Source organism: Bradyrhizobium sp. LB13.1 (genome assembly GCF_054056815.1).
Genome location: NZ_JBSRYQ010000001.1, coordinates 2,288,135 through 2,308,423, shown reverse-complemented (window position 1 = coordinate 2,308,423; position 20,289 = coordinate 2,288,135). Strand labels below are relative to the sequence as shown.

Annotated in this window: 20 protein-coding genes and 2 pseudogenes; 4 read left to right on the top strand and 18 right to left on the bottom strand. The window is 59.4% G+C overall.

The genetic code is table 11. From position 1 onward, the window contains the following. Positions 1–139 precede the first annotated feature (139 nt). The 5 genes and pseudogenes from ACVWYI_RS10855 to ACVWYI_RS10835 form a co-directional block, all read right to left on the bottom strand. Positions 140–1,411, bottom strand: coding sequence for an efflux RND transporter periplasmic adaptor subunit (locus tag ACVWYI_RS10855; RefSeq protein ID WP_456664504.1), 1,272 nt, complete (start codon positions 1,409–1,411; stop codon positions 140–142). Between the two features lie 5 nt (positions 1,412–1,416). Continuing rightward, positions 1,417–4,607: pseudogene (locus ACVWYI_RS10850) on the bottom strand (efflux RND transporter permease subunit). A gap of 647 nt (positions 4,608–5,254) precedes the next feature. Beyond that, entirely contained in the window at positions 5,255–5,473 is a 219-nt protein-coding gene (locus ACVWYI_RS10845) for a hypothetical protein (protein WP_456661954.1), read from the bottom strand. 385 nt (positions 5,474–5,858) lie between these two features. After that, positions 5,859–5,963: a BA14K family protein gene (locus tag ACVWYI_RS10840; protein WP_456664503.1), complete on the bottom strand. Its 105-nt coding sequence runs from the start codon at positions 5,961–5,963 to the stop codon at positions 5,859–5,861. A 276-nt stretch (positions 5,964–6,239) separates the two neighbouring features. Then, complete coding sequence (locus ACVWYI_RS10835) at positions 6,240–6,485, bottom strand: hypothetical protein (protein WP_456661953.1); 246 nt, start codon at positions 6,483–6,485, stop codon at positions 6,240–6,242. A gap of 887 nt (positions 6,486–7,372) precedes the next feature. On the opposite strand from ACVWYI_RS10835, the gene ACVWYI_RS10830 reads away from it, so the two are divergent. Then, positions 7,373–7,627 (top strand): DUF3551 domain-containing protein, encoded by a 255-nt coding sequence (locus ACVWYI_RS10830; protein WP_247446038.1) that lies wholly within the window; start codon positions 7,373–7,375, stop codon positions 7,625–7,627. Between the two features lie 45 nt (positions 7,628–7,672). After that, a complete protein-coding gene (locus ACVWYI_RS10825; protein ID WP_456661952.1) occupies positions 7,673–7,954 on the top strand; it encodes a hypothetical protein in 282 nt (93 codons plus the stop codon). 430 nt (positions 7,955–8,384) lie between these two features. Here ACVWYI_RS10825 and ACVWYI_RS10820 read toward each other — a convergent pair whose 3' ends face one another. The 12 genes and pseudogenes from ACVWYI_RS10820 to ACVWYI_RS10765 form a co-directional block, all read right to left on the bottom strand. After that, complete coding sequence (locus ACVWYI_RS10820; protein ID WP_456661951.1) at positions 8,385–9,215, bottom strand: N-acyl homoserine lactonase family protein; 831 nt, start codon at positions 9,213–9,215, stop codon at positions 8,385–8,387. Positions 9,216–9,288: 73 nt separating this feature from the next. Next, positions 9,289–9,411, bottom strand: coding sequence for a triphosphoribosyl-dephospho-CoA synthase (locus ACVWYI_RS10815; protein WP_456661950.1), 123 nt, complete (start codon positions 9,409–9,411; stop codon positions 9,289–9,291). Position 9,412: 1 nt separating this feature from the next. After that, positions 9,413–9,961, bottom strand: coding sequence for a triphosphoribosyl-dephospho-CoA synthase (locus ACVWYI_RS10810; RefSeq protein WP_456661949.1), 549 nt, complete (start codon positions 9,959–9,961; stop codon positions 9,413–9,415). After that, complete coding sequence (locus ACVWYI_RS10805) at positions 9,867–10,097, bottom strand: triphosphoribosyl-dephospho-CoA synthase (protein ID WP_456664502.1); 231 nt, start codon at positions 10,095–10,097, stop codon at positions 9,867–9,869. Before ACVWYI_RS10805 ends, ACVWYI_RS10810 begins: the two co-directional genes overlap by 95 nt. 91 nt (positions 10,098–10,188) lie before the next feature. Then, positions 10,189–10,740 (bottom strand): citrate lyase holo-[acyl-carrier protein] synthase, encoded by a 552-nt coding sequence (gene citX, locus ACVWYI_RS10800; RefSeq protein ID WP_247313984.1) that lies wholly within the window; start codon positions 10,738–10,740, stop codon positions 10,189–10,191. Positions 10,741–10,742: 2 nt separating this feature from the next. Continuing rightward, positions 10,743–11,954 carry a citrate lyase subunit alpha gene (gene citF / locus ACVWYI_RS10795; protein ID WP_456661948.1) on the bottom strand — a complete coding sequence of 404 codons (1,212 nt, stop codon included), beginning with the start codon at positions 11,952–11,954 and terminating at the stop codon, positions 10,743–10,745. A gap of 70 nt (positions 11,955–12,024) precedes the next feature. Further along, positions 12,025–12,090: pseudogene (locus ACVWYI_RS10790) on the bottom strand (citrate lyase subunit alpha); the annotation flags it as partial. Positions 12,091–12,295: 205 nt separating this feature from the next. Beyond that, positions 12,296–13,162 carry an aldolase/citrate lyase family protein gene (locus ACVWYI_RS10785; protein ID WP_456661947.1) on the bottom strand — a complete coding sequence of 289 codons (867 nt, stop codon included), beginning with the start codon at positions 13,160–13,162 and terminating at the stop codon, positions 12,296–12,298. Beyond that, positions 13,159–13,455 carry a citrate lyase acyl carrier protein gene (gene citD / locus ACVWYI_RS10780; RefSeq protein WP_456661946.1) on the bottom strand — a complete coding sequence of 99 codons (297 nt, stop codon included), beginning with the start codon at positions 13,453–13,455 and terminating at the stop codon, positions 13,159–13,161. The genes ACVWYI_RS10785 and citD overlap by 4 nt, the downstream gene beginning before the upstream one ends. After that, positions 13,452–14,507: a [citrate (pro-3S)-lyase] ligase gene (gene citC / locus ACVWYI_RS10775; protein ID WP_456661945.1), complete on the bottom strand. Its 1,056-nt coding sequence runs from the start codon at positions 14,505–14,507 to the stop codon at positions 13,452–13,454. Before citC ends, citD begins: the two co-directional genes overlap by 4 nt. 14 nt (positions 14,508–14,521) lie before the next feature. Next, positions 14,522–15,469, bottom strand: a complete 948-nt coding sequence (locus ACVWYI_RS10770) for an AEC family transporter (RefSeq protein ID WP_354069056.1) — start codon at positions 15,467–15,469, stop codon at positions 14,522–14,524. 34 nt (positions 15,470–15,503) lie between these two features. Then, positions 15,504–16,433, bottom strand: coding sequence for an HpcH/HpaI aldolase/citrate lyase family protein (locus tag ACVWYI_RS10765; RefSeq protein WP_354069054.1), 930 nt, complete (start codon positions 16,431–16,433; stop codon positions 15,504–15,506). A 272-nt stretch (positions 16,434–16,705) separates the two neighbouring features. Between ACVWYI_RS10765 and ACVWYI_RS10760 the strand changes: the two genes are divergently transcribed. Then, positions 16,706–17,101: a hypothetical protein gene (locus ACVWYI_RS10760; RefSeq protein WP_456661944.1), complete on the top strand. Its 396-nt coding sequence runs from the start codon at positions 16,706–16,708 to the stop codon at positions 17,099–17,101. A 621-nt stretch (positions 17,102–17,722) separates the two neighbouring features. On the opposite strand, the gene ACVWYI_RS10755 is transcribed toward ACVWYI_RS10760, so the two are convergent. Beyond that, entirely contained in the window at positions 17,723–18,211 is a 489-nt protein-coding gene (locus tag ACVWYI_RS10755; RefSeq protein WP_456661943.1) for a DUF305 domain-containing protein, read from the bottom strand. Between the two features lie 333 nt (positions 18,212–18,544). Here ACVWYI_RS10755 and poxB point away from each other — a divergent pair, with 333 nt between their 5' ends. Next, positions 18,545–20,278 (top strand): ubiquinone-dependent pyruvate dehydrogenase, encoded by a 1,734-nt coding sequence (poxB, locus tag ACVWYI_RS10750; protein WP_354049470.1) that lies wholly within the window; start codon positions 18,545–18,547, stop codon positions 20,276–20,278. Positions 20,279–20,289 lie beyond the last annotated feature (11 nt).

Here is a 20,289-nt window from a genome sequence, read left to right as displayed (position 1 = left end):
TCGTAGCCGGTGTCGATGGAAGGCCCATGGCTGTGGTGCCCATGGTGGAGATCTGCGCCAGGCAGGCGTTGCAGCCTGCTAGCAGGATGGCCGTTGTGAATAGCAAGCGTCGCATCGCAATTCCTTCCTCCGCGGCGGTTTAGCTTGTTTGCGCTTTGCGTACTGTGCGCACCGCGACCTTGCTGCCCTCCGCCAGGTTCACCATCGGATTGAGGATGACCTGATCGCCCGGCTTGACGCCGTCGTGCACTTCGACTTCCGTGCCGAAGTCACGCGCGATCGTGATCTTCTGCAGACGGGCGGTGCCGTTCTCGACCACCGCGACATGCAGGCCATTCTGATCGAATACAACCGCGTCGGCCGGTACGATCATCGAAGGCGTCCTGCGCGGAATAAATAATTCGACCGTGCAATAAATCCCGGGACTGAGCGCGCCGTCCGGATTGAGAATGTCGATCTCGGTCAGTAGCGTCCGACTGCCGGGTTGCAACGCGGTAGCGATTCGCGTGACTTTGCCGGGAAAGGTGCGATCCGGAATCTCGGGGACACGGACCACTGCCTCGACGCCGGGCCCAAGCCCGAAAGCCTCGTCTTGGGGAACGAACACCTGCGTCCGGATCACATTGGGGTGCATTAGCGTGAACATGAAGGTCGATCCGGACTGCACCAGGCTCCCGTTGTCTATGTTGCGCTGTGTGATGACGCCGTCGAACGGCGCCACGACGCGCTGGTAGGCCTTCTCCTGCTCGAGTATTCGAATCTGGGCTTCCTGCGCGGCAATATTCGACTGAGCCACTCCCATCGCTGCTTGCTGCGCCTGCAGGGTCAGGCGATCGTTGTCGCCCTGCTGAAGCGTGAGCCATCCCTGCTTGACCAGATTGCTGTCGCGCGCATTGGTGAGCTGGGCGAGATCGCGACTTGCCTGGGTCTGCCGCAATGTCGCCTGATCTTGGGCCAACGTCGCCTTGGCCTGCGCAATCTGGTGGTCAAGCTCGGGGGCGGTAATGTCCGCCAACGGGGCGCCGGCCTTGACCCTATCACCGATGTCGACGTAGCGCTTTTCAATATAGCCGCTGGTGCGCGCAAAAATATTGGCCGCCTCGAATGCCGTGGTGGTCGCCGGCAAACTGACCGTAATCTTGCTGTCGCTGGCGCGGACCGCCGCGACGCGAACGTTGGGGACAAAAGTCCTGCTCTGTTGCGTGGTGGCCGCGACCTCGAGGCCGGCCTGGTAGTGGCGCAAGCCCCCTATTCCAAGGGCGCCCAGCAATAGCAGCAGCGCGCTTCCGCCGAACAGCACTCCTCCGTAACGACGTCGCCCCTCGCGACCCCCATCGGGCAGCTCGACAACCCGATAGGTTTCCGGATCAACGCGATCCTCGACATTCTCACTTTTCGGCTGCACACGAATCTCGGTCACTCCGGAATCTCCTCGAATACGCCATGGTGAGGCTTTCCATCGTTACCCTTGCGCAGCATGGCGAACAGGTAAGGCACGATCAGCAATGTTGTCGGCGTCGCGAACAGCAGGCCGCCGATCACGGCGCGCGCGAGCGCAGCGTTCTGTTCCTCGCCGGCGCCGCCGATCGCCATCGGGATCATACCGACGATCATCGCGGCCGCCGTCATCAGCACGGGGCGGATTCGGGTGTGACCGGCGCTCAGCGCGGCCTCAAAGGCGGAGTGACCTTTCAACTGCTGCTCGCGCGCGAAGGTCACGAGCAGAATCGAGTTCGCCGAAGCAACGCCGACCGCCATGATCGCCCCCATCAGCGAGGGTACGTTCAATGTGGTACCGGTGATGAACAGCATCGTGACGATGCCGCAGAGCGTCGCCGGCAGGGCCAGGATCACCACGAACGGATCGCCGAAGGTCTGATAGTTCACGACCATCAGCAGATAGACGAAGACCGCGGCGAACAGCAGGCCGATGCCCAGATTCCTGAACGCGGCGTTCTCATGCTCTGAATCTGGCCAATCACCTGAATTGAATTGCCTGGTTTCAGCTTCTTCTGCAGCTCCTTTGTGACCTTGTTGATGTCGGCCGCCACGCTGCCGAGATCGCGACCCTGCACACTGGCATAGATGTCAAACACCGGCTGGATATTGGTCTGGTTAGAATTGGTGGCGCCCTTGTCCCGCTTGAACGTCGCAACATTGGTGAGCATGCCCGGAACCGTTTGGCTGAGTCTCGTCGCCAGAGACGCGGAAACCGGCGTGTTTCCTAGCGCATTCAGCGAGTTGACTTTGTATTCCGGTGTTTGCACGGCAAGATAATACGGAATCCCCGAGGTCGGATCGGTCCAGAAGTTGGGCGATACCTGCTCCGACGAACTGAGGCTGACATTGATATTGGTGGCCACCGTGCTTGCATTGAGGCCAAGCTGCGCCGCGCGGGTCCGGTCGATGTGGGCGAAGAACGCCGGCGCGTCGACTTCTTGCTGCAGATGGGCGTCGACGATACCGGGTATGGCCGCAAGCCGCTGCCGGAGCTCCCTTGCAACCGAAAGATTGTTCTTGTCGTAGCCCACCGTCCGAACGTCGATCTGAGCCGGCAGTCCGAAGTTCAGAATCTGCGTTACCATATCGGCCGCCTGGAAATAGAATGTGTCCTCCGGGAATGCGGCCGGCAGTACCTCACGCAATTTTTTGACGTAATCAGCGGTCGGCTTGTGGCCCTCCTTGAGCGCCACCTGGATGACACCATCATTGATTCCGATCGTCGAACCGTCGGCGAATGCCAGATTATAGGCTCGCGCCGGCAGTCCGATATTGTCGACGATAAGGGACCGATCGTTTTCCGGAACGATCTCGCGAATCTTGTCCTCAACCGCCTGGAAGATCGCCTCGGTGCTTTCGATGCGGGTGCCGGCGGGAGCGCGAACGTGAAGCTGGATCTGGCCACCGTCGATGAGCGGGAAAAAGTCCCGGCCAACGAACACCAACATCAGCGCACCGAGACCGAGCATCAACACGGCGACGATCGGCACGATGAATCGCCGGCGAAGCAGAGTCGCCAGGAATGTCGAGTATCCGTCACGCAGGCGCTCGAAGCCGCGCTCGAATGCGGCGGAAATCCGCGAGAAAATGCCCCCGGTGGGAGTGCCTTCGTCCGTGTGATGACGTTCGCTCCTGAGCAGCAACCCGATCGTGATCGGAGTCAGGGTCCGCGACAATCCATAGGAAGCCAGCATCGCAAATACGACGGCAAGTCCGAGCGGCGTGAACAAGTACTTGGCCGGTCCGTCGAGGAACACCACCGATGTGAACACGCAACTGATAGCAAGCGTCGAAACCAGCGTCGGGACCGCGATTTCCGCAGCACCGTGCAAGGTCGCCTCGGAAAGCGGCATACCCTCTTCGGTCCATAGACGGTGGGTGTTCTCGATGGTCACGGTCGAATCATCCACCAATATGCCGACCGCCAGCGCAAGACCGCCCAGCGTCATGGTGTTCAGCGTTTCGCCCAGAAAGTACAGCACGATGAGCGACGACAGGATCGCCAGCGGAATCGAAATCATTACCACCAGGGTCGACCGCCAGGAGCCTAAGAAAATCAGGATCATCAGCGCGGTGAGAGCTGCCGCGATGGCGCCTTCGCGCAGTACCCCATTGACAGAGTTCGTGACGAACACCGACTGGTCGAACAGCTGGCTGACCTTAAGTCCGGCCGGCGCGGCGGCGCGGATCGCCTGTAGGGCGTTCTTCACGCCGTTGACGACCGCCAGCGTCGAGGCATTGCCGTTCTTGATCACGCTAAGCAAAACCGAGCGGCGGCCATCCTCGCGCACGATGTTCTGTTGTACTAGTGATCCGTCACGGACCTGTGCCACGTCCTTCAAGAGGATGGTGGCGCCGTTGGCGAACTTGACCGGGATCATGTCGAGATCATTGATCGTCGCCGGCGTCGCATTCGTTCGCACCGTATACTGGGTGTCTCCGATCTTCGCCGTTCCCGATGGCAGCGTCAGGTTCTGCGTATTGACTGCGTTCACGATGTCGAGGGGGGTCAGCCCCCGCGACAGCAGCTTGTCCGGGTCGATATCCACCATAATCTGACGATATTTGCCGCCGGCCGGCGTCGGCAGAGTGACGCCAGGTACCGGCGCCAATTGTTGCCGAATGCGGTACATGCCGAAATCGTAAAGCTGTTGCTCGTTCAGGCTGTCCGAACTGAGACTGAGCTGCAGGACCGGGACGCTCGACGCATTGAACTGCACGACAATCGGCGGCTGGATGCCAGGGGGCATCAGAGCGCGAATCGAATTGGTGGCGGAAACGATCTGCGCGATAGCGAGGTCAACATTGACATTCGGCTGAAAGTAGATCTTTTGGATCGACAGACCATTGAGGGTCTGCGCTTCCATGTTCTTGATGCCGTTGACGCTAGAGCTGATGGAATATTGGCTGTAGGTGGTGACGCGCTGCTCCATTTCCGGCGTGGTGAGACCGGTGTATTGCCAAATGACCGTCACCACGGGGATGCGGATTTCTGGAAAGATATCCGTCGGCATTGACCTGACGGCGGCGACGCCAAGAAACAAAATCAGCGCTGCCAGCACATAGAAGGTGTGCGGAAATCGGAGAGCGAAACGAACGATGCCCATTATCTTTCCTTGCTGCGTGCCCGGTTATTCCATTGCCAACCGGCTGCGTCCGCTATTTTGATTGTACCTGCACAACCGGACCGAGCATGTCGGCATGCCACTCTGTCGGGTAAAGGCGCGTGAGGAACAAGATCATATTTTACCTCCGAGATAGCTGGCCGTTGCGTGCGCAGACTCTTCGATGTCCGTGCCTGTCTCGTTTTCGAAATACCTTCGTGCAAGGTTCATCCAACAAAGCTCTCATCAGAGCAGTGAAAGCTCCGGTTACCCGAAACATGACCGCCATGCGCAACGATCCCAATTAAACTCCAATTTATCTTTCTGAATTGATCCCAGTCATCAATGAACGCATGTTGGGGACCAAAACGAGATAGGCACCCTGTCATCCACTCACGCGGCATTGGAACAACCAGCTCGTGAGCAGCAGGCACCGCTGCAAGCGCGGTTCGGTGGGATATCCGACGGGATGGACGCAAATACCAGGCTCCGAAAGCAACAGATCCTCGCCGGCTTGCGCACCTAGGCGCCCGCTGCGTTTGGGCGATTAATCGCGCGGCCACGACCGCCCTCCAGCGCTGGAGCATTTACTCCTCCCACCGGCGCAGCACTCGAAATTCGATGGGCGGGCTTCGGTAGGCGCGCTGCGCTTACCAGTGTCCCGATAGACGTACTTGTTTCTTGACGAAGATTTCGCCGATGGACGCTATCGACGTTGGATGGGTTGCCGCCCATTGTTCGATTTCCGCGATCTCCAGATAGTACTTGGCCATCCTCAGCAAGCGCTGACGCGTTCCTGGGTCGTCTTCGTGGTCAGCAAGTTCGGTCAATTCGGAAGCGCGTCGGGTCAGGTCTGATGGATCTATCATGTTTAGGTACCTCGCGGCTCGTGACCGTGACTTCCGCAGGCCATCTCATGCCGCGCGCTTTATTGCCACGCTGCATCGCCAATGTTGCGCTGGGTTGGCCATCCACGAAGGGCAAAGCGGTTCACGTCAGCGGTATATTTGATCGCGCTGCGTCATGGCAATTCTGACTTGGTCTCCATCGTCGTACGGGCAGCGGCGAACCAAGCGTCGCCAGCCGCGCAGCAATCCGTGCAAAACGTAAATTCGGGAGTTACGATGTTTTGACCCGTGGCCGACGCTGAAACGTGCGATGTTATAGCGGACGTTCTCCCATGGTCAGCCTTTGACCCCGAGCGAAAAGGGTCAGTCGCTCGTCCTGTGTTCTGGTTCACCTTGTGACTCTCATTCACCGACATGGAGGGTGGCGACCATAATAGCCGAGGAAGGTGTCCGGTGCGGAGTCGTACGAGTGGTAGCGCTGGGCGCGGAATGTGGGACTAGCGCGGCCCATTCCCGCATAAGCACTGTTTGCCGGATAAACACTGGCCGCGCCACCAGGTAGCTCCGAGCCCATAGCGATTCTCCATTTTCCTCTTCTGCGCGAAAATTCGCGCTAACGACTGCTGCTCTCGCGGGCGCTCCCTCCAGATTTGTCTACACAACGACTATCTCGGCATTGCAGGTGAAAACACATGCAGCATGAAGATCACTGTTCGCCGAATGCGCAAAAAGTTCCCCAGAGATGCGCCTAATTTAGCCGGGCCGATCCATTCTCTGCGCAGCTTTTTCAGCATACACGCGGGTTATCGCCGACGCCGCAATTGTCCCCGTCCGGGGGCGCCGTAGAAAATGCACCGATGCGCGGTGCTGTAATGCCGACACGGCCGTCATTATAGCGGGCGGTCGGGGAGGCGTTCGCATTGGCGTCCTCTGCGAGGTGCCGCGAGGTTACATGGCTCGTGCGAGCCTTGGCGGGCGTTGCGAGCATGGCGGCAGCGATCAATCCAGCCGAAAAGAGCTTGATTGTGGTCATTGAACTTCTCCTTTGGATGCAGCAAGCCAAAGTCGTTTGGCTTCTCCAAGTGACATGTGGGCAGATACGAATTTCTGAACGCAACACTAGCTCACAATCGGTCAACGCGCCGTGAGCCTCTTGCACGATGATCAGCCACTCGATTGAGAGACGGCCAGAATGACTGGCTCGAATTTTGGAGCTATGGACCGCGTTTTGGAATGCGCACTAGTTGCCGATCAGCGGAGTCGTTTTGCATCGGCCACGGATTGGCAGACAATCCTCATTCTCACGCGTTATCATCATGCGATGCGCGAACTCGCGCTATCTTGAAAAGACGTGAGAAAGGTTTGGCTGTGAGGACTCGTAACCCTTCCCACTTCGATAGCGAGGCCAAAACGTTGGTCTCTCGTATCCAATGGAGAAACTGAAATGACCAAATTTAAGCTCTTATCGGCTGGATTGATCACCGCCGCTATGCTGGCAAGTCCGGCCATGGCTCGCGAGAATCATATCACTTCGCACCGGGATAACGTCGACGTTGCTGCCACTGGGCATTACGCTGACGGACGCGTCTGTCAACTAGCTCCCCGCGTCGGCTCATTTGCGGGCGAGCCCTGGGACAACGGCCCGCCTTGTGAACCCGAGACAGGTTTTGATCTGTCCTGATCGCAGAGCGCCGGCGCAACAACGAAGCAGACTGATGTTGTGTGGGCCCGAGGCCGGCAGCCGCGACCGCGAAAATGTTGGGCCGGAGAACAATGCTCCGGCCCGACTTCTTGCATGAACATCACTTCTGCATTGGCCCAGGTGCGACGCCACTCCCAGCAAACATGAAGGTTTTTATAATCGATTTCATCCACGTCAGATCTCACTTCAATGAAGGCAACTGATGATGGAGGTTCAATATGAAATCGATTCCAATACTCGTACTCGTCTCGGCAACTGCGCTGTCCGCACTTGCCTTGTCCGGCTCCGCCGCGACGGCGGGGCCCATTGTCCCGCCCGGACACTACTGCATATCCTATGACGAAGGCGGCACGGATTGCAGCTTCACGAGCTATGCACAGTGCCTGGAGACAGCGTCTGGAATTGCCGCGGAATGCTATGGCAAGACCGCTCGCGACGACGAAAATGATCGGGCTTATATCCCGCATTGGTAGCGGTCCTATTTTCCGACAACGCTTCACAAGAGAAGGAACGTCACGATGAGACGAATTATGACAATGCTGGTGACCACCATGCTCGCCGCAAGCATGCTTGCGGCTAGAGCAGAAGCGCGTGGTGGCGGTGCCCACATCGGCGGCTTCGGTGGGGGCCGCGTCAGCTTCGGTGACCACGTGGCCGACGGCTCAGGCTTCCGTCACTCCGCAACGCACCGTTTCGGGGGTATCTGGCCTGGCTATGGTGGCCTGTTTGACTATGGCCTGGACTGTTACAATCCCCACTACCAATATCCGCCATATCACCGGCCGCCCTACTGCGGTTGATCCTCTGGTGCAGCGGGCTTTGACGGCGCAGATTCGAAAGTCGGTGCTTGAGTGATCCGTCGTCCCTCCGGTACTTCGGCATGGGAAATCCACGTCAACTGCTTAAGCGCGATAACTCGCGGGTGAAAGCACAGTGGCGAACTCGTCGCGACCGATTCAGCCGCTTTCCTTGCGCTTTCCTTGGCGTGTTCGGCACGACCGAAAGCGCGCCGAAGCAGTATCCCCTTCACCCCCCGGCATAGGTTACTGCGGTCACCTGCCAAAATGATGCCGGCCCGAACGATTTCGCGCTGGAGTTTTGGGCTGAAATTTGTTTGGCTTCATCCGCTGGCGTTGCGTGCAGTACAACGAACCACCGCGAGTTAATATGCTCAGCGTGTCATCCGGCGCGGTCTCTCCCCAAGTTCAGTCGCTCCGCGCGGCCTGATGCTTACGAAAGACCTACCAGCTGTCTGTTTGCGAGGCGAACAGCGGATTGAGGATCGTGCGTCGGCAGATATACCGTCGGATGGACTTGGGCGAAAACTCTAATCGAGTCCAACGTTGCGCAGGAAATGCCCTCGTGCGCACTGACGCCGTCCACCCTGCCGGCGAGCATCAAGCGCTCATTGTAGGAGGTATCGCCAGCAAGAAAATGCGTTGTGCCGTCCTCCTGGCGTACTAGTACGGAGGCATGATCCGCAGTGTGACCTGGAGTGGCCACCGCGACAATGTCCCCGGCATGTGTCAATCGTCGGCTGCGAGCGAAGGGCCCAAACGGTTCCGCGGCGAGTTCAAGCGCTGTTGGATCAAACCAGGAGGGCCAACGATGAGGAAGGTATCCGCGTATTCGCCCCGCCCATCCACTTGCCGTGCGAAGTTCGCCGGAGGCAACAAGGATTTCACTATTTTGGAAATGTGCCAGGCCGCCATCATGGTCCATGTGCAAATGAGTGAGAACGACCTTTTTTACATCACGTGGTCCAATGCCCAGCGCACGCAATTGCGGACCGATTTCTTCTTCCCTATCGATTCGAAAAACGACTTCCCATCGGGCAAAGGGATGATACGACGCTCCGGTTTCGAGCAAATGCGCTCCCTGGCCAGTATCGACTACGATAACACCTTCCTTGTGCTCGATCGCCCAAGCGTACGTCGGCAACCACTCGGTCCAGTTCCGGTCGCTGAAAATGGCAAGCCGTCGTGCCAACCCGTGTCCGTGTCCTTCGACCTGCGCACGTTTTATTTTAACGAAGCCGGTTTGGATTGCATGAATACGCATGGCTGCTTCCGCCCTCCGTGTCATCAAAACAATTGTCCGATGTGATTTGTCGTGGCTTCTGTTTCGTTCTGTATCATTGTGCTTCCAGCGCTTCATGGATGGGAAACCGCGCCAAGAACCAGGTGATCCCTATCAAATCTGCTGTCCCTCCCGGACTTAAGTGGCGCGCGATCAGCGCATCATCAAACGCGGCCATCTTACGCAATCCGTCCGGCGCCAGAACGCCACCCTCCTCGAGGAGCCCTTCTGGCGTAGGCGCGGACATAGTCCCGGCCGGCGCCACCGCCGCGTGACAGAAGATTGGTGTCATTATTGACGGCGAGCAGATTCAATAGCACTTGCAGGAGCATCAGCTCCTCGTTGATACCGCTCGACCGCAATTGGTCGTAGACCGGTAGCGCGGCCTCGCGCACCGTCGCATATCCCGAAGCGGCCTCGCCCCTTGCGCCGACGACCCCATAGCGCCGGAAGACGCGTTCGCCCGCCGTACGCGCCTCTCCCCTGGCCTTCAGCTCGCGATCCACTAGCCCGACGCAGATACTGGCAACCTCATCGCACAGACGCTCGCGCGTTATGGAGATCCCACGCCCTAAAAGACGACCAGCCCCGAAACAGAGCAAGCCAAGCGAAAAGATGCCGCCCTTGTGCGTGTTAACGCCGTCGGTCGCCCGCAGCATCGCTTGTTCGCAGAGCACGCCGACCGGACGTACCAGCGAGAGCGATGCACTCGCGGCGATATAGGCCACAAGAATTGCCGATCTCCACAAAACGCGGCCACCAAGGTGCAATGGCGCGCGCGCTGGCCAGGAACGTGTGCATGTCCATGTCATGGTGAGCGCCGCAATTTCGTCGATCGACCAATCCGGGTTTGGGCGTGAGCATCAACTCTGTGAGCAATGCCCGATCCGCATACGCGGCGAGCGCGCTGGCAGTCCTCTCCAGAGGCTCGTACCCCGCCGATGATGTCAGCGGACTAATTGACTGAGCGCAGATCATAGTCATGAACGATCCTGGCTATCGTGCTCAGTAGTTCTTCGAGCGGATGCAAGCGCGAGCGGCCGCAGGCATGGGCAGGCTGCCCGCATAACAGGCAGCGGCGCGGCGAAAAGCTCAGCTCCCGACGGGACAGCGGGCCACTTCCAGGCGCGATAACGTCGAGATCCCAAAGACGCCCGATCGGGTGACAGTCTTCCAGAGCGGCGGTGACCGACTTGACGATCCGCGCTTCCGCATCAATGACGTAGAGCGCTTCGGGACCGGTCTCCCGCCACAAGACCTCGCGCGACAATACGTGCCACCCGCGCTTATCTGAGATGGCCTCCAACTGCTTGAGCGCCTCGCTCAGTACCCGTCGGGGCAACCAGCCATCCTTCACCGGGCCGGGCATCACCACAGTCATGGATACGAGGGGTTTGCTAAAGCACGCCAAGGCAGCGGCTTGACGCGCGGCTCGCTGCTCTCGAGCCGCCAGCATCTGTTCGAGGCTGACGGCGCGCGCGACGGCGGTCTCGGCCAGCGCACACATGATCAGTTCCTCACCTGCCGCACGACATCGATCACGCTACCGTCACGATAGCGGATGACACCGACAACGCGCTCGGTGAATTCGAGGGGCTCGGGCTCGCCCGTTAGCGCCACAGCTTTCTGGCGCAGCTCCTCGATTTTCATGACGGGCAAGCGGGCGTCACGCAGCCGCTGCTCGACTTCCGGACGCTTGGGGTTGACTGCGATGCCATGATCGGTCACCAGGACGTCGACCGATTCACCTGGTGTCAGAAGCGTGGTGACCCGGCGCACCACCGTCGGGATACGACTGCGCACGAGTGGGGCAACGACGATGGTCAAATCGGCCGCCGCCGCGACGTCGCAGTGTCCTCCGGATGCGCCGCGCATCACGCCGTCGGAGCCAGTGATCACGTTGACGTTGAAGTCGACATCGATCTCCAGCGCACTTAGAATAACCACATTGACCCGGTCGACGTAGGCTGCCTTCGACGTGGGATTGGCATATTCGTTGGCCGAGATTTCGATATGCGCGTTCGAGCTACGCAGCGATTCCGCGGCATCAGCGTCGAATGACTGGACATCGACCAGCGCCTTGATCAGCCCCTTCTTGTGCAACTCGGCAATGCTTCCGGTGATCCCGCCCAGTGCAAAGCTGGCCTTGATGTCCCTGCCTGTCATGCGCTCTTCGAGAAAGCGGGTGGCGGCGGTGGATGATGCTCCAGAGCCCGTCTGAAGGGAAAAGCCATCCGTGAAGTAACCGGAGTGCTCGATGACGTCCGCGGCGTGGCGTGCGATCAGCAGATCCCGCGGATTATTGGTGACGCGCGCCGCGCCGACACTGATCAGCGCGGGATCGCCGACTTGATCGACCTTGACGATGAGATCGACCCGATCCTGCGAAATGCTCGCCGGATGGTTCGGAAACTCGACCAATTCCTGGGTCAGCAGCACCACCTGTCGAGCATATTCGGCATCGACCTTCGCATAACCGAGCGAACCGCAGCTCAAACTGCCGTGCGAGCCGTTGGCGTTGCCGAACTCATCACAGCTGGCCACGCCCAGGAACGCGACATCGATCTTCAATTCCCCTGTCTGCAGAAGATGAACTCGGCCCCCGTGCGAGTGGATCTGCACCGGTCGCTGCATCAACCCGTTCGAAACCGCTTCGGCAAGCCGGCCGCGCATCCCGGACGTATAGATTTCTGTGATGACGCCGTTCTTGATGTGCTCCACCAGAGGGGTCGTGGCAATTCAGAAGCGAGCTCGAGGCGAGTGTGAGGTTCTTGAAGCCGAGCCGGGCCAGAGTCTCGACAACCTTGTTCACCACCTTGTCGCCTTCCCTGAAGGCGTGATGGAACGAGATTGTCATCCCGTCCTTGAGTCCAGATCGCTGGATGGATTCTTCGAGCGAGCCGCAGAGCTTGCGGTGCAACTTGGTGTCGAGGGTTGAGAGATAGGGAGTCTGGGCGTTCGCTCCTGCAAACGGCGCCAATTTCGCGAGCGAGGCGTCCTGTGTAGCCAGGTTCTTTGATGCGGTGTTCATGACATCGTCCTTCGTATTATTGTGGTTTTAGTCAGGATGCCTCGGCAAGTTGCAGCGCCATTTCGGCTTCCTCGATCACGGGCGGATCGACCATCTTGCCGTCGAGTGACACGACACCAAGCCCTTTGCGCCGCGCTTCCTCCGCCGCGGCAATGACGCGCTTTGCATGGCTCACTTCCTCCGCGGTCGGCGCGTAAGCTCGGTGCAGAAGCTCGATTTGCTTCGGATGGATCAGGGATTTCCCGTTGAACCCGAGCCGTTTCGCAATCTTGACCTCGCGCAGGAAGCCAGCGTCATCGTTCACATTGCCGTACACGACATCAAACGCATCGATCCGTGCTGCTCGCGCAGCGTGCAGCACCGCGGCCCGAGCGTAGAACAACTCGGGCTGCCAACCCTTGCTGCGCTTCGTGTGCATGTCGACCAGGTAATCGAATCCGGCAAGGGCGATTGCGATCATGCGCGGCGAAGCCGTCGCAATCGATACGGCGTTGACGACGCCGGAGGCCGACTCGATGGCTGCCACGATCTTGGTATCCCCGACCGGGCGGCCACAGGTACTCTCAATCCGCGCCACGTGAGCCTCGAGATCGTGAATCTCCTTTGCATTCTCCGTCTTGGGCAGGCGCACGACATCCGCGCCACCTCTGACCGCGGCCTCCAGATCCTTGAGGCCGAACTCGGTGGCAAGCGAATTGACACGTACGACAGTTTCAATGTCGCGATAGGCCGGATGATGCAGCGCCTGAAACACCAACAGTCGCGCAGAGTCCTTCTCTCGCGGCGAGACGGCGTCTTCCAGATCGAACATGATCGAATCGGGCTTGTACACGAATGAAGTGCTCAGCATCGCCGCGTTGTCGCCGGGGACGAAGAGCATGCTACGACGTAGTTTCATGACAGCCTCCGCCAATCCAGTTCTGACGCCTCACAGCCGCGCAATACCGCCGCTTGAACTCGTGCACGGATCACGCAATCGAGCGCGCCCTTGTCCTCGATGACGATCGCTACGGCGCTCACCGAAAGGCTATCGAGCGTATCTGCCACGACCAGCCTGATCTGCTTACCGAACTGCTTCATCACCTCGCTCTTGAGCACAACCTCGCGAGTTCCCTTGTCGCTTGGCGCAACCTTGACCAGCACGTCGCTAGATTCCAAGGTGCCGGCGATCGCTTCCTTGATGACTTTCATCGCGCTTCAACCTCCAACTGAGTGGCCTTCTCGACAGACGATTTCTGCTTCAGAAACTGTAGGGTAGTCAGGGGAACGAGCTCCTCGATGAGTGAAAAATCTCGCCGAGCCAGCAATCGTCTGACCTCGGATGCGGAAATCGGGACGCCGCGGATGGACGCCCTGGGCAGCTCGGCGACCGCGATCGGCGGGGCCGCAGAGGCTGCATACTGCAGCCAATGCTTCATCTCGGCGTTGTAGCTGCTGGTAACGGGATCGAAGGGCTCGGTTCCCACGTAACGGTGCGTGATGTTCAGCGCCGGCGCGATATATTCACGGAACATGAGCACGTCGATCGCGGCCCAGCTGCTGTCGATCAACGCCTTTTCCTTCAGAAAATAGCCGGGGAAGGTAGCGCGGGAGATGATGTAGTCGGAGCCGGGATGGAGCGTCAGGTTGTCGATGTGCCTTACGCCTGCCGCCACGAGCGCGAAGCGATCGTCATAAGACAATAGCGACGCGTCTTCTCCGACCACGAACACATGGAGCCAATCACACGCGTGCGCGGTCTGCTCGACCAAATAGCGATGGCCGAGCGTAAAGGGGTTGGCGTTCAGGACGATGGCGCCGATCCTGCGCCCCGGCCGACGCCGCTCACGTAATCCGTCGCAATATCTTTGAATCGCGACTGGACTGTTCTCCATCAGGATGACCAGCCGCGGCACCTCGACCAGCGGATAAAAGCCCCAACCGCGAAAAAACGGCAGATTGTGAGGCGGAGAGTACAGGAAGAGATGAAACTGTCCTCGCTCAGCTGCCAGTTTTACAACCGCACTGCCGAGCCGCAGGCTGAGTGACTCCCCGCGAAAATGTTGGGCGATGGCGACACACTTGATCGTATAGTGGTCCAGACCGGCACAGGCGACAACATGTCCTTCTCGTCGATACACGACGAATAGCTCGACCTGGCCATCCAGTTCGAGATTGTTTGCAGCAAGCAGCGTTTGGACCTCTTTCATCTCGTGAGGCGCATCCGTCGGGTCTACCGTGTAGAAGTCCGCTTCGATATTCATAGGTGCAGCCTCTTTCACGCGGTCATCAGATGGTGGGTCGCCACGATCATGATCGGGATGGTTGCGAAGGCGAGCACCCTCGTCACCAGGATCGTGGTGGAAGATTCGGATTGGAGAAGGCCGTATTCTTCAGCAAACATGGTCGTGATCACGGCTGAGGGAAGAGCCGCAAGCAGAATTGCTTCCTGCGCGACCACGCCAGTGACCCCGAACGCCAGGACAGTCAGGAGCATGGCGACGGGGTGCACGAGGTTCTTGATGAGAGCGTCTACTGCCACCGTCGTCGTGAGCTCAACTTTCTCCTCAGCAATGATGAGGCCTGCCACGAAGAGCGAAATTCCTGTCGTTGCACTGCCAATGAGGTGCAACGAGCTGATGACGAACTTGGGCATGTGAAAATCTAGAATGACCGCCACGATCCCAAGGAAAGGCACCCAAACACGCGGTTCACGCATTGCCTTGACGAGCGTTTTCGTGAATGCCGCCAGACCGCGGCTCTTCCCGTTGTCCGAACCAAGCTCGAGCAATACCGTTGTGAGGGGAAGGATGATCAGCGACGGAACGAGGTTTGCGATGAGGATCGGATACAGGCTCGATGGGCCAAACAACTGCCCGAGGATCGGAACGCCCATGAATACCATATCGGGGAAAGCGAGCAGGCTCGCCTTCAATGTCGACGTACGCAGGTCGTAACGCCAGACGAACCGGCAGCCGAGCAGCACTACGAGGTATGGGACCATGAGTCCCACGACGAACAGCAACGGTATTCGGTAGTCAACCAGGTCGGCTCGGGGCGTTTGCAGAATCCCAGCGAGCAGCAACGGCGGCAACAGCCAAGCGAGAACCAGCCGCGTCAGCAAGGCCCGGTCAGTACTCCCGAAGAACTTCAGTCGACCGGCGCGGTAGCCGAGATAGATGACGAAAGCGACGGGTACGAGGGTGGCGGCGATGGTGTTTAGCATGCGCTGCTCCGATAATTAGACTGAGCGCCGACCCTCACGCAATCGCGCCGTCTTCGCGTGATCGTTCTCGTTCGGATGCCTGCGCGCCGATGCCGAACCTGTTTGCGATCGCGAGCACCCGCTCGGCCTCTCGCTCCATCGCCGGCTCGACGACATGTCCGGCGATCACGGGCGTGCTCGTGCCGGCTGCGGCCCGAGCGGCGGCGACGGAGCGAGCGCGGGTCACGGCATCCGCTGAAGGCGTAAAGATGGTGTTGATGGCGGCGAGCTGTTCTGCCTGGAGAGCCGACTTTCCTGTCATGCCGAGCTTCCGGCTCGCCATCGCTTCTCGCCGCAAGCCGGCGGCATCCCCTTTGAAATAAGGTACGTCGATGGCCGCGATGCCCGCCGTCGCGGCGGCCGCGACGACCACGGATCTCGCGAACAGGAGACTCTGCCAGGAACCCTCCGCGCCAAGGTCGGCCGCCAAGTCACCCCCGCCCAGAAAAAGCCCGCAGACACGGTCGTGCGCCTGCGCTATCCGATCGGCGACGAATACAGCCTGCGCTAGCTCGATCATCGGGATGACGCCGACGCTCGACAGCGGACCATCCAGGATGTCGATCACGAGTCCGGTCTCGTCGGCGGACTGGCACTTCGGGATGATAAGCGCGTCGGGTCTGGCGTTGGCTTCCTTTAGCGCAAGCAAGTCATGAAGCCCGGTCACCGAGCGCGGGCTGTTAATACGCAGGATACGTACGAAGTCCGCTTCGGCTGGCTGACCCAGAAAGGCAAATGCGGCCTCTCGCGCCTGCCGCTTGTTGTCGGGAGCGACGGTCGACTCGAGATCCACGATGATGGAGTCGGCACCGGCGGCGCGGGCGCCGTGAAGGGAGTCGGGCCGAGAGCCGGGCGTGAGCAGGAAGCTGCGGCATGCCCGGACCTGGCTGCGAAGCGAAGCGGTGGATTTCTGCGTGGTTGGCACAACAACGTTGATTGTCATATAGGCTCCTTTTCCGACTGCTGGGGCAGGCTCGAGGGCGCGGCCCGGTTCACTCAGCGATCGATAGGATGAAGGTAAGCTGCGCACGGATTTGGACGATTAAAATGGCTGCTCAGGTGACTAAATTTGCGTTTAAGGCTGAGAACCACGCGAGTATGCATTCGGAGACGCCGGCATATTGCGCCACGGCGGTTTGCGGTCTCGCGGGATAAAGGCGAACGGGCGACCGACACGCAAGTCACCAATCCGGCGTCTTGCCGCCGACTTACAAGCCCCGCGCCCACCAGAACCGCGCGCCGCGGCAGTCTATTTCGGGCATCGCGCCATTCATCGCGAGCGCCGTTACTCAAACACAGATCTTCTTTATCTTTTTCGGTGATGCACGTTCGCCGGCGCTCACGTTTCATTGTGCCGAGACGCTCACAGCGGTGGGTGCGACGATGCTGCGCGGGGGCTTCACCGTTTCCCATCGCCGCATAGGTTTCGCAAACGGCTGGGGGCTGCGACGCCAAGGCGGCTTCCGGGGTGGGCGCGCCTCCGTTCAGGACGTCGGCGTTCAGATGGTAGAAGGCGAAAGCGCCCGGCTCTTGAATTGCGGCCCTGTGCGAAGACAGGTGTTGCTGCCCCGAACAAAAGGACGGCTGCGGTGAGAGTTTTGAATAAGGTCATGATGATGTTCTCCGATCACGACCGAAGCGAGGGTTCGTGGAGAGCACCCGAAGCTCAGTCACGCTCCGGTCAACGCGCGCATTGTCGGGCGACACGAACTTCTTGCTTTCGGTCGCATCCGAACTCTTCGGATGCTTCGAGCCGGATGTAGGATGGCAGCGGCACGGACCCAGTAAATTGCCATTCACAAAGCTCACCTCAGCTTGAGACGACCACGTCAGCCGAATTGTCCTTAAAGAGCGCCCTGAGCAACGAGATGATTTGGCGCGGCACCCGGCAAGGTCAGCAACGGAAGATATTGAGACTTCTATCGAGTTCTCTGTCCAATCCCTGTTGCTTGGATTGAAACTCGTAATACTTGTCTGCTCGGCCTCATCTGCGGACGAACCAGGGGAAAACTGCGGCGCATGAGGTTGCAAGTGGCCGATCGGGGCATTGCCAAACGCGGTGATCCCGCGATCTCCAGGAGGACTACCGAGCGCGGCTTCTCCGCTCCAGATCAACGCCGCGCTGAGACCCGCGACGATGATGAGACTGGATCGCATTCGATTTGCTCCATCAACACTATCGGAAACATCTGGAGGCGGGCGCCTCTGGCAGTGTCAGTTCAGTTTCGTTGTATTTGTCGCAGCCGACGAGCGCTTCGAATCTGACTCCGCGCTGGGTTGCGACGCCGGCGGTTCGCCGGACTGCGCGGCCGGCGCTTCTCCGACTGCATGACGCATCACCGCAATCTCATGCTGCTGTTGCGTGATGATGTTCTCCGCGAGGCGCCTGAGCTCATCGTTGTGACCGTATTTGAGCTCGGCGCGCGCCATGTCGATCGCACCTTGATGGAGAGGTATCATAATCACCACGAAATCTCGATCGATATCCCCCGTCGGCTTGACGAGCATCTCCCTGGTAATGTTGCTCATCGCCAGATCATTCTCGAACATGAACCGTTGTTCGTTGACATCGGAGGCTGCTGCGTCGACATGTTGAGAACTTGCTGTATCCCGTGCGAAGGCAAACGAGGTCGCCGATACCGTTAACGCCGCCGCCAACGAGATGACTCGCGTACGAACAAATGAGCGCGACAACAGAGCCATATTGACCTCCAACGGAATCGATTGCGCAGGTGGATTGCTGCCGCAGCGAAGCGGCGATTTCCTTCGAACTGGTGAGGCTAGGTGACGTTCTCAACTAAAAATAAAGTTAGGATTGAATAACCATCTTGCGAGCAGATATCTCTTTGTCCTGAACCCAGATTGCTTTCCTGAGTACGTTTTGGCCCGCGCGCTGCTTGGCCTTAGATCCAAGCGTGGCGGCCTATCCAAAACATCCTGAATTCTGACAAATAATATATTGGGAAAGTACCCACTCCATTCCTAGGTCCAAGCTCAGAAACGACGACGTGATGTCGTCACTTGAAGGAGCGGACCATGCCGACTACCGTCGCTGATCAATTCGCCGAGACGCTGGCGGCGTCAGGCGTAAAACGAATTTACGGAATCGTTGGCGACAGCCTGAACGGATTGACCGACGCAATCCGCCGCCAGGGCAAGATTGAATGGGTGCACGTGCGCCACGAGGAAGTCGCCGCTTTTGCGGCCGGTGCCGAGGCGCATCTTACCGAAAGTATCGCGGTTTGTGCCGGGAGCTGCGGACCCGGCAACCTGCATCTCATCAATGGTCTCTTCGACTGCCACCGCTCGCGCGTGCCGGTGCTGGCGATCGCGGCTCATATTCCCTCGGCCGAAATCGGTTTCGGCTATTTCCAGGAGACCCATCCGGAGAACCTATTTCGCGAATGCAGCCATTACTGCGAGCTCGTCTCCAATGCGAACCAGATGCCGCGCGCTGTAGAGATCGGGATCCGTGAAGCCCTGGGCAAGCGCGGGGTTTCCGTCATCGTGATCCCCGGTGACGTCGCGCTTCAGCCTGCGGCAGAGACGACCAAAGTCCCCCAGCTCGATCTCGTGCCGCGGCAGCCCACGGTGGTGCCCAGGCCCGATGACATCCGGGCGCTGGCGGACCTTCTAAACGGTGCAAAGCGCGTCACGCTGCTTTGCGGCTCGGGCTGCGCCAAAGCCCATGACGAACTGATCGCGCTCGGCGAGAGGCTGAAATCGCCGATGGTACACACCATGCGCGGTAAGGAGCACGTCGAATGGAACAATCCCTATGACGTCGGAATGACCGGGCTGATCGGCTTCGCTTCGGGCTATTACGCGATGAATGATTGCGATGCGCTGCTGCTGCTCGGCGCCGATTTCCCCTATCGTCAGTTTTACCCGCAAGGAGGGGCGCGCATCGCCCAAATTGATATTCGCGCTGAGAATCTAGGCCGCCGCACGCCGATCGAACTCGGTCTGGTCGGCGACGTCGGCACGACTTTGCGCGCCCTGCTTCCGCTGCTTGAGGACAAGGAGGACCGCCGTCATCTCGATCGGTCGCTGACGCATTATGCCAAAAGCCGCACCTCGCTCGATGAGCTTGCGACCGGCACGCCCGGGCGCACGCCGGTGCATCCGCAGCAAATCGCGAAGGCGCTGAGCGATCTGGCCGCTGAGGATGCTATTTTCACCTGCGACGTCGGCCTGCCGACGGTTTGGGCGGCGCGCTATCTCACGATGAACGGCAAGCGGCGCCTGTTGGGATCGTTCTGGCATGGCTCGATGGCCAACGCGATGGCGCAGGCGATTGGCGCGCAGGCGGCATTTCCAAAACGCCAGGTTATTTCGCTGTCGGGCGACGGCGGTTTCACCATGCTGATGGGCGACTTTCTGACCCTGGCGCAGCTCGGCATGCCGGTAAAGGTCGTCGTCTTCAATAATGGCTCGCTCGGCTTCATTGAGCTTGAACAGAAATCGACCGGCATCCTCGACTTTGGGACGGAGCTGAAAAATCCCAACTTCGCCGCGATGGCGAAAGCGGCGGGCATAGTTGGCCTCCGGATCGAAGATCCTGCCGATGTCGAGCCCGCCCTCCGTGCTGCTCTTGCGCATAACGGCCCGGTCCTGGTGGATGCCGTGGTGAACCGCCAGGAATTGGCGATCCCACCCAAGATCACGGCCGAAATGGCGAAGGGGTTCACCCTCTACATGGTCAAGGCTGTGCTCAGCGGCCGAACGGATGAGGTCGTCGAGCTCGCGCGTACTAACCTGTGGCGATGATTGCGCCGAAA

What these genes read in the sequence shown, in the direction of transcription:
- ACVWYI_RS10785 (WP_456661947.1), bottom strand. Translation starts at nt 13,162, where the DNA reads ATGAAACTACGTCGTAGCATGCTCTTCGTCCCCGGCGACAACGCGGCG.
- ACVWYI_RS10820 (WP_456661951.1), bottom strand. Translation starts at nt 9,215, where the DNA reads ATGCGTATTCATGCAATCCAAACCGGCTTCGTTAAAATAAAACGTGCG.
- citD (WP_456661946.1), bottom strand. Translation starts at nt 13,455, where the DNA reads ATGAAAGTCATCAAGGAAGCGATCGCCGGCACCTTGGAATCTAGCGAC.
- ACVWYI_RS10835 (WP_456661953.1), bottom strand. Translation starts at nt 6,485, where the DNA reads ATGACCACAATCAAGCTCTTTTCGGCTGGATTGATCGCTGCCGCCATG.
- ACVWYI_RS10825 (WP_456661952.1), top strand. Translation starts at nt 7,673, where the DNA reads ATGAGACGAATTATGACAATGCTGGTGACCACCATGCTCGCCGCAAGC.
- ACVWYI_RS10845 (WP_456661954.1), bottom strand. Translation starts at nt 5,473, where the DNA reads ATGATAGATCCATCAGACCTGACCCGACGCGCTTCCGAATTGACCGAA.
- ACVWYI_RS10805 (WP_456664502.1), bottom strand. Translation starts at nt 10,097, where the DNA reads ATGCTCACGCCCAAACCCGGATTGGTCGATCGACGAAATTGCGGCGCT.
- ACVWYI_RS10815 (WP_456661950.1), bottom strand. Translation starts at nt 9,411, where the DNA reads ATGGCCGCGTTTGATGATGCGCTGATCGCGCGCCACTTAAGTCCGGGA.
- ACVWYI_RS10840 (WP_456664503.1), bottom strand. Translation starts at nt 5,963, where the DNA reads ATGGGCCGCGCTAGTCCCACATTCCGCGCCCAGCGCTACCACTCGTAC.
- ACVWYI_RS10755 (WP_456661943.1), bottom strand. Translation starts at nt 18,211, where the DNA reads ATGGCTCTGTTGTCGCGCTCATTTGTTCGTACGCGAGTCATCTCGTTG.
- ACVWYI_RS10830 (WP_247446038.1), top strand. Translation starts at nt 7,373, where the DNA reads ATGAAATCGATTCCAATACTCGTACTCGTCTCGGCAACTGCGCTGTCC.
- citC (WP_456661945.1), bottom strand. Translation starts at nt 14,507, where the DNA reads ATGAATATCGAAGCGGACTTCTACACGGTAGACCCGACGGATGCGCCT.
- citX (WP_247313984.1), bottom strand. Translation starts at nt 10,740, where the DNA reads ATGTGTGCGCTGGCCGAGACCGCCGTCGCGCGCGCCGTCAGCCTCGAA.
- ACVWYI_RS10770 (WP_354069056.1), bottom strand. Translation starts at nt 15,469, where the DNA reads ATGCTAAACACCATCGCCGCCACCCTCGTACCCGTCGCTTTCGTCATC.
- poxB (WP_354049470.1), top strand. Translation starts at nt 18,545, where the DNA reads ATGCCGACTACCGTCGCTGATCAATTCGCCGAGACGCTGGCGGCGTCA.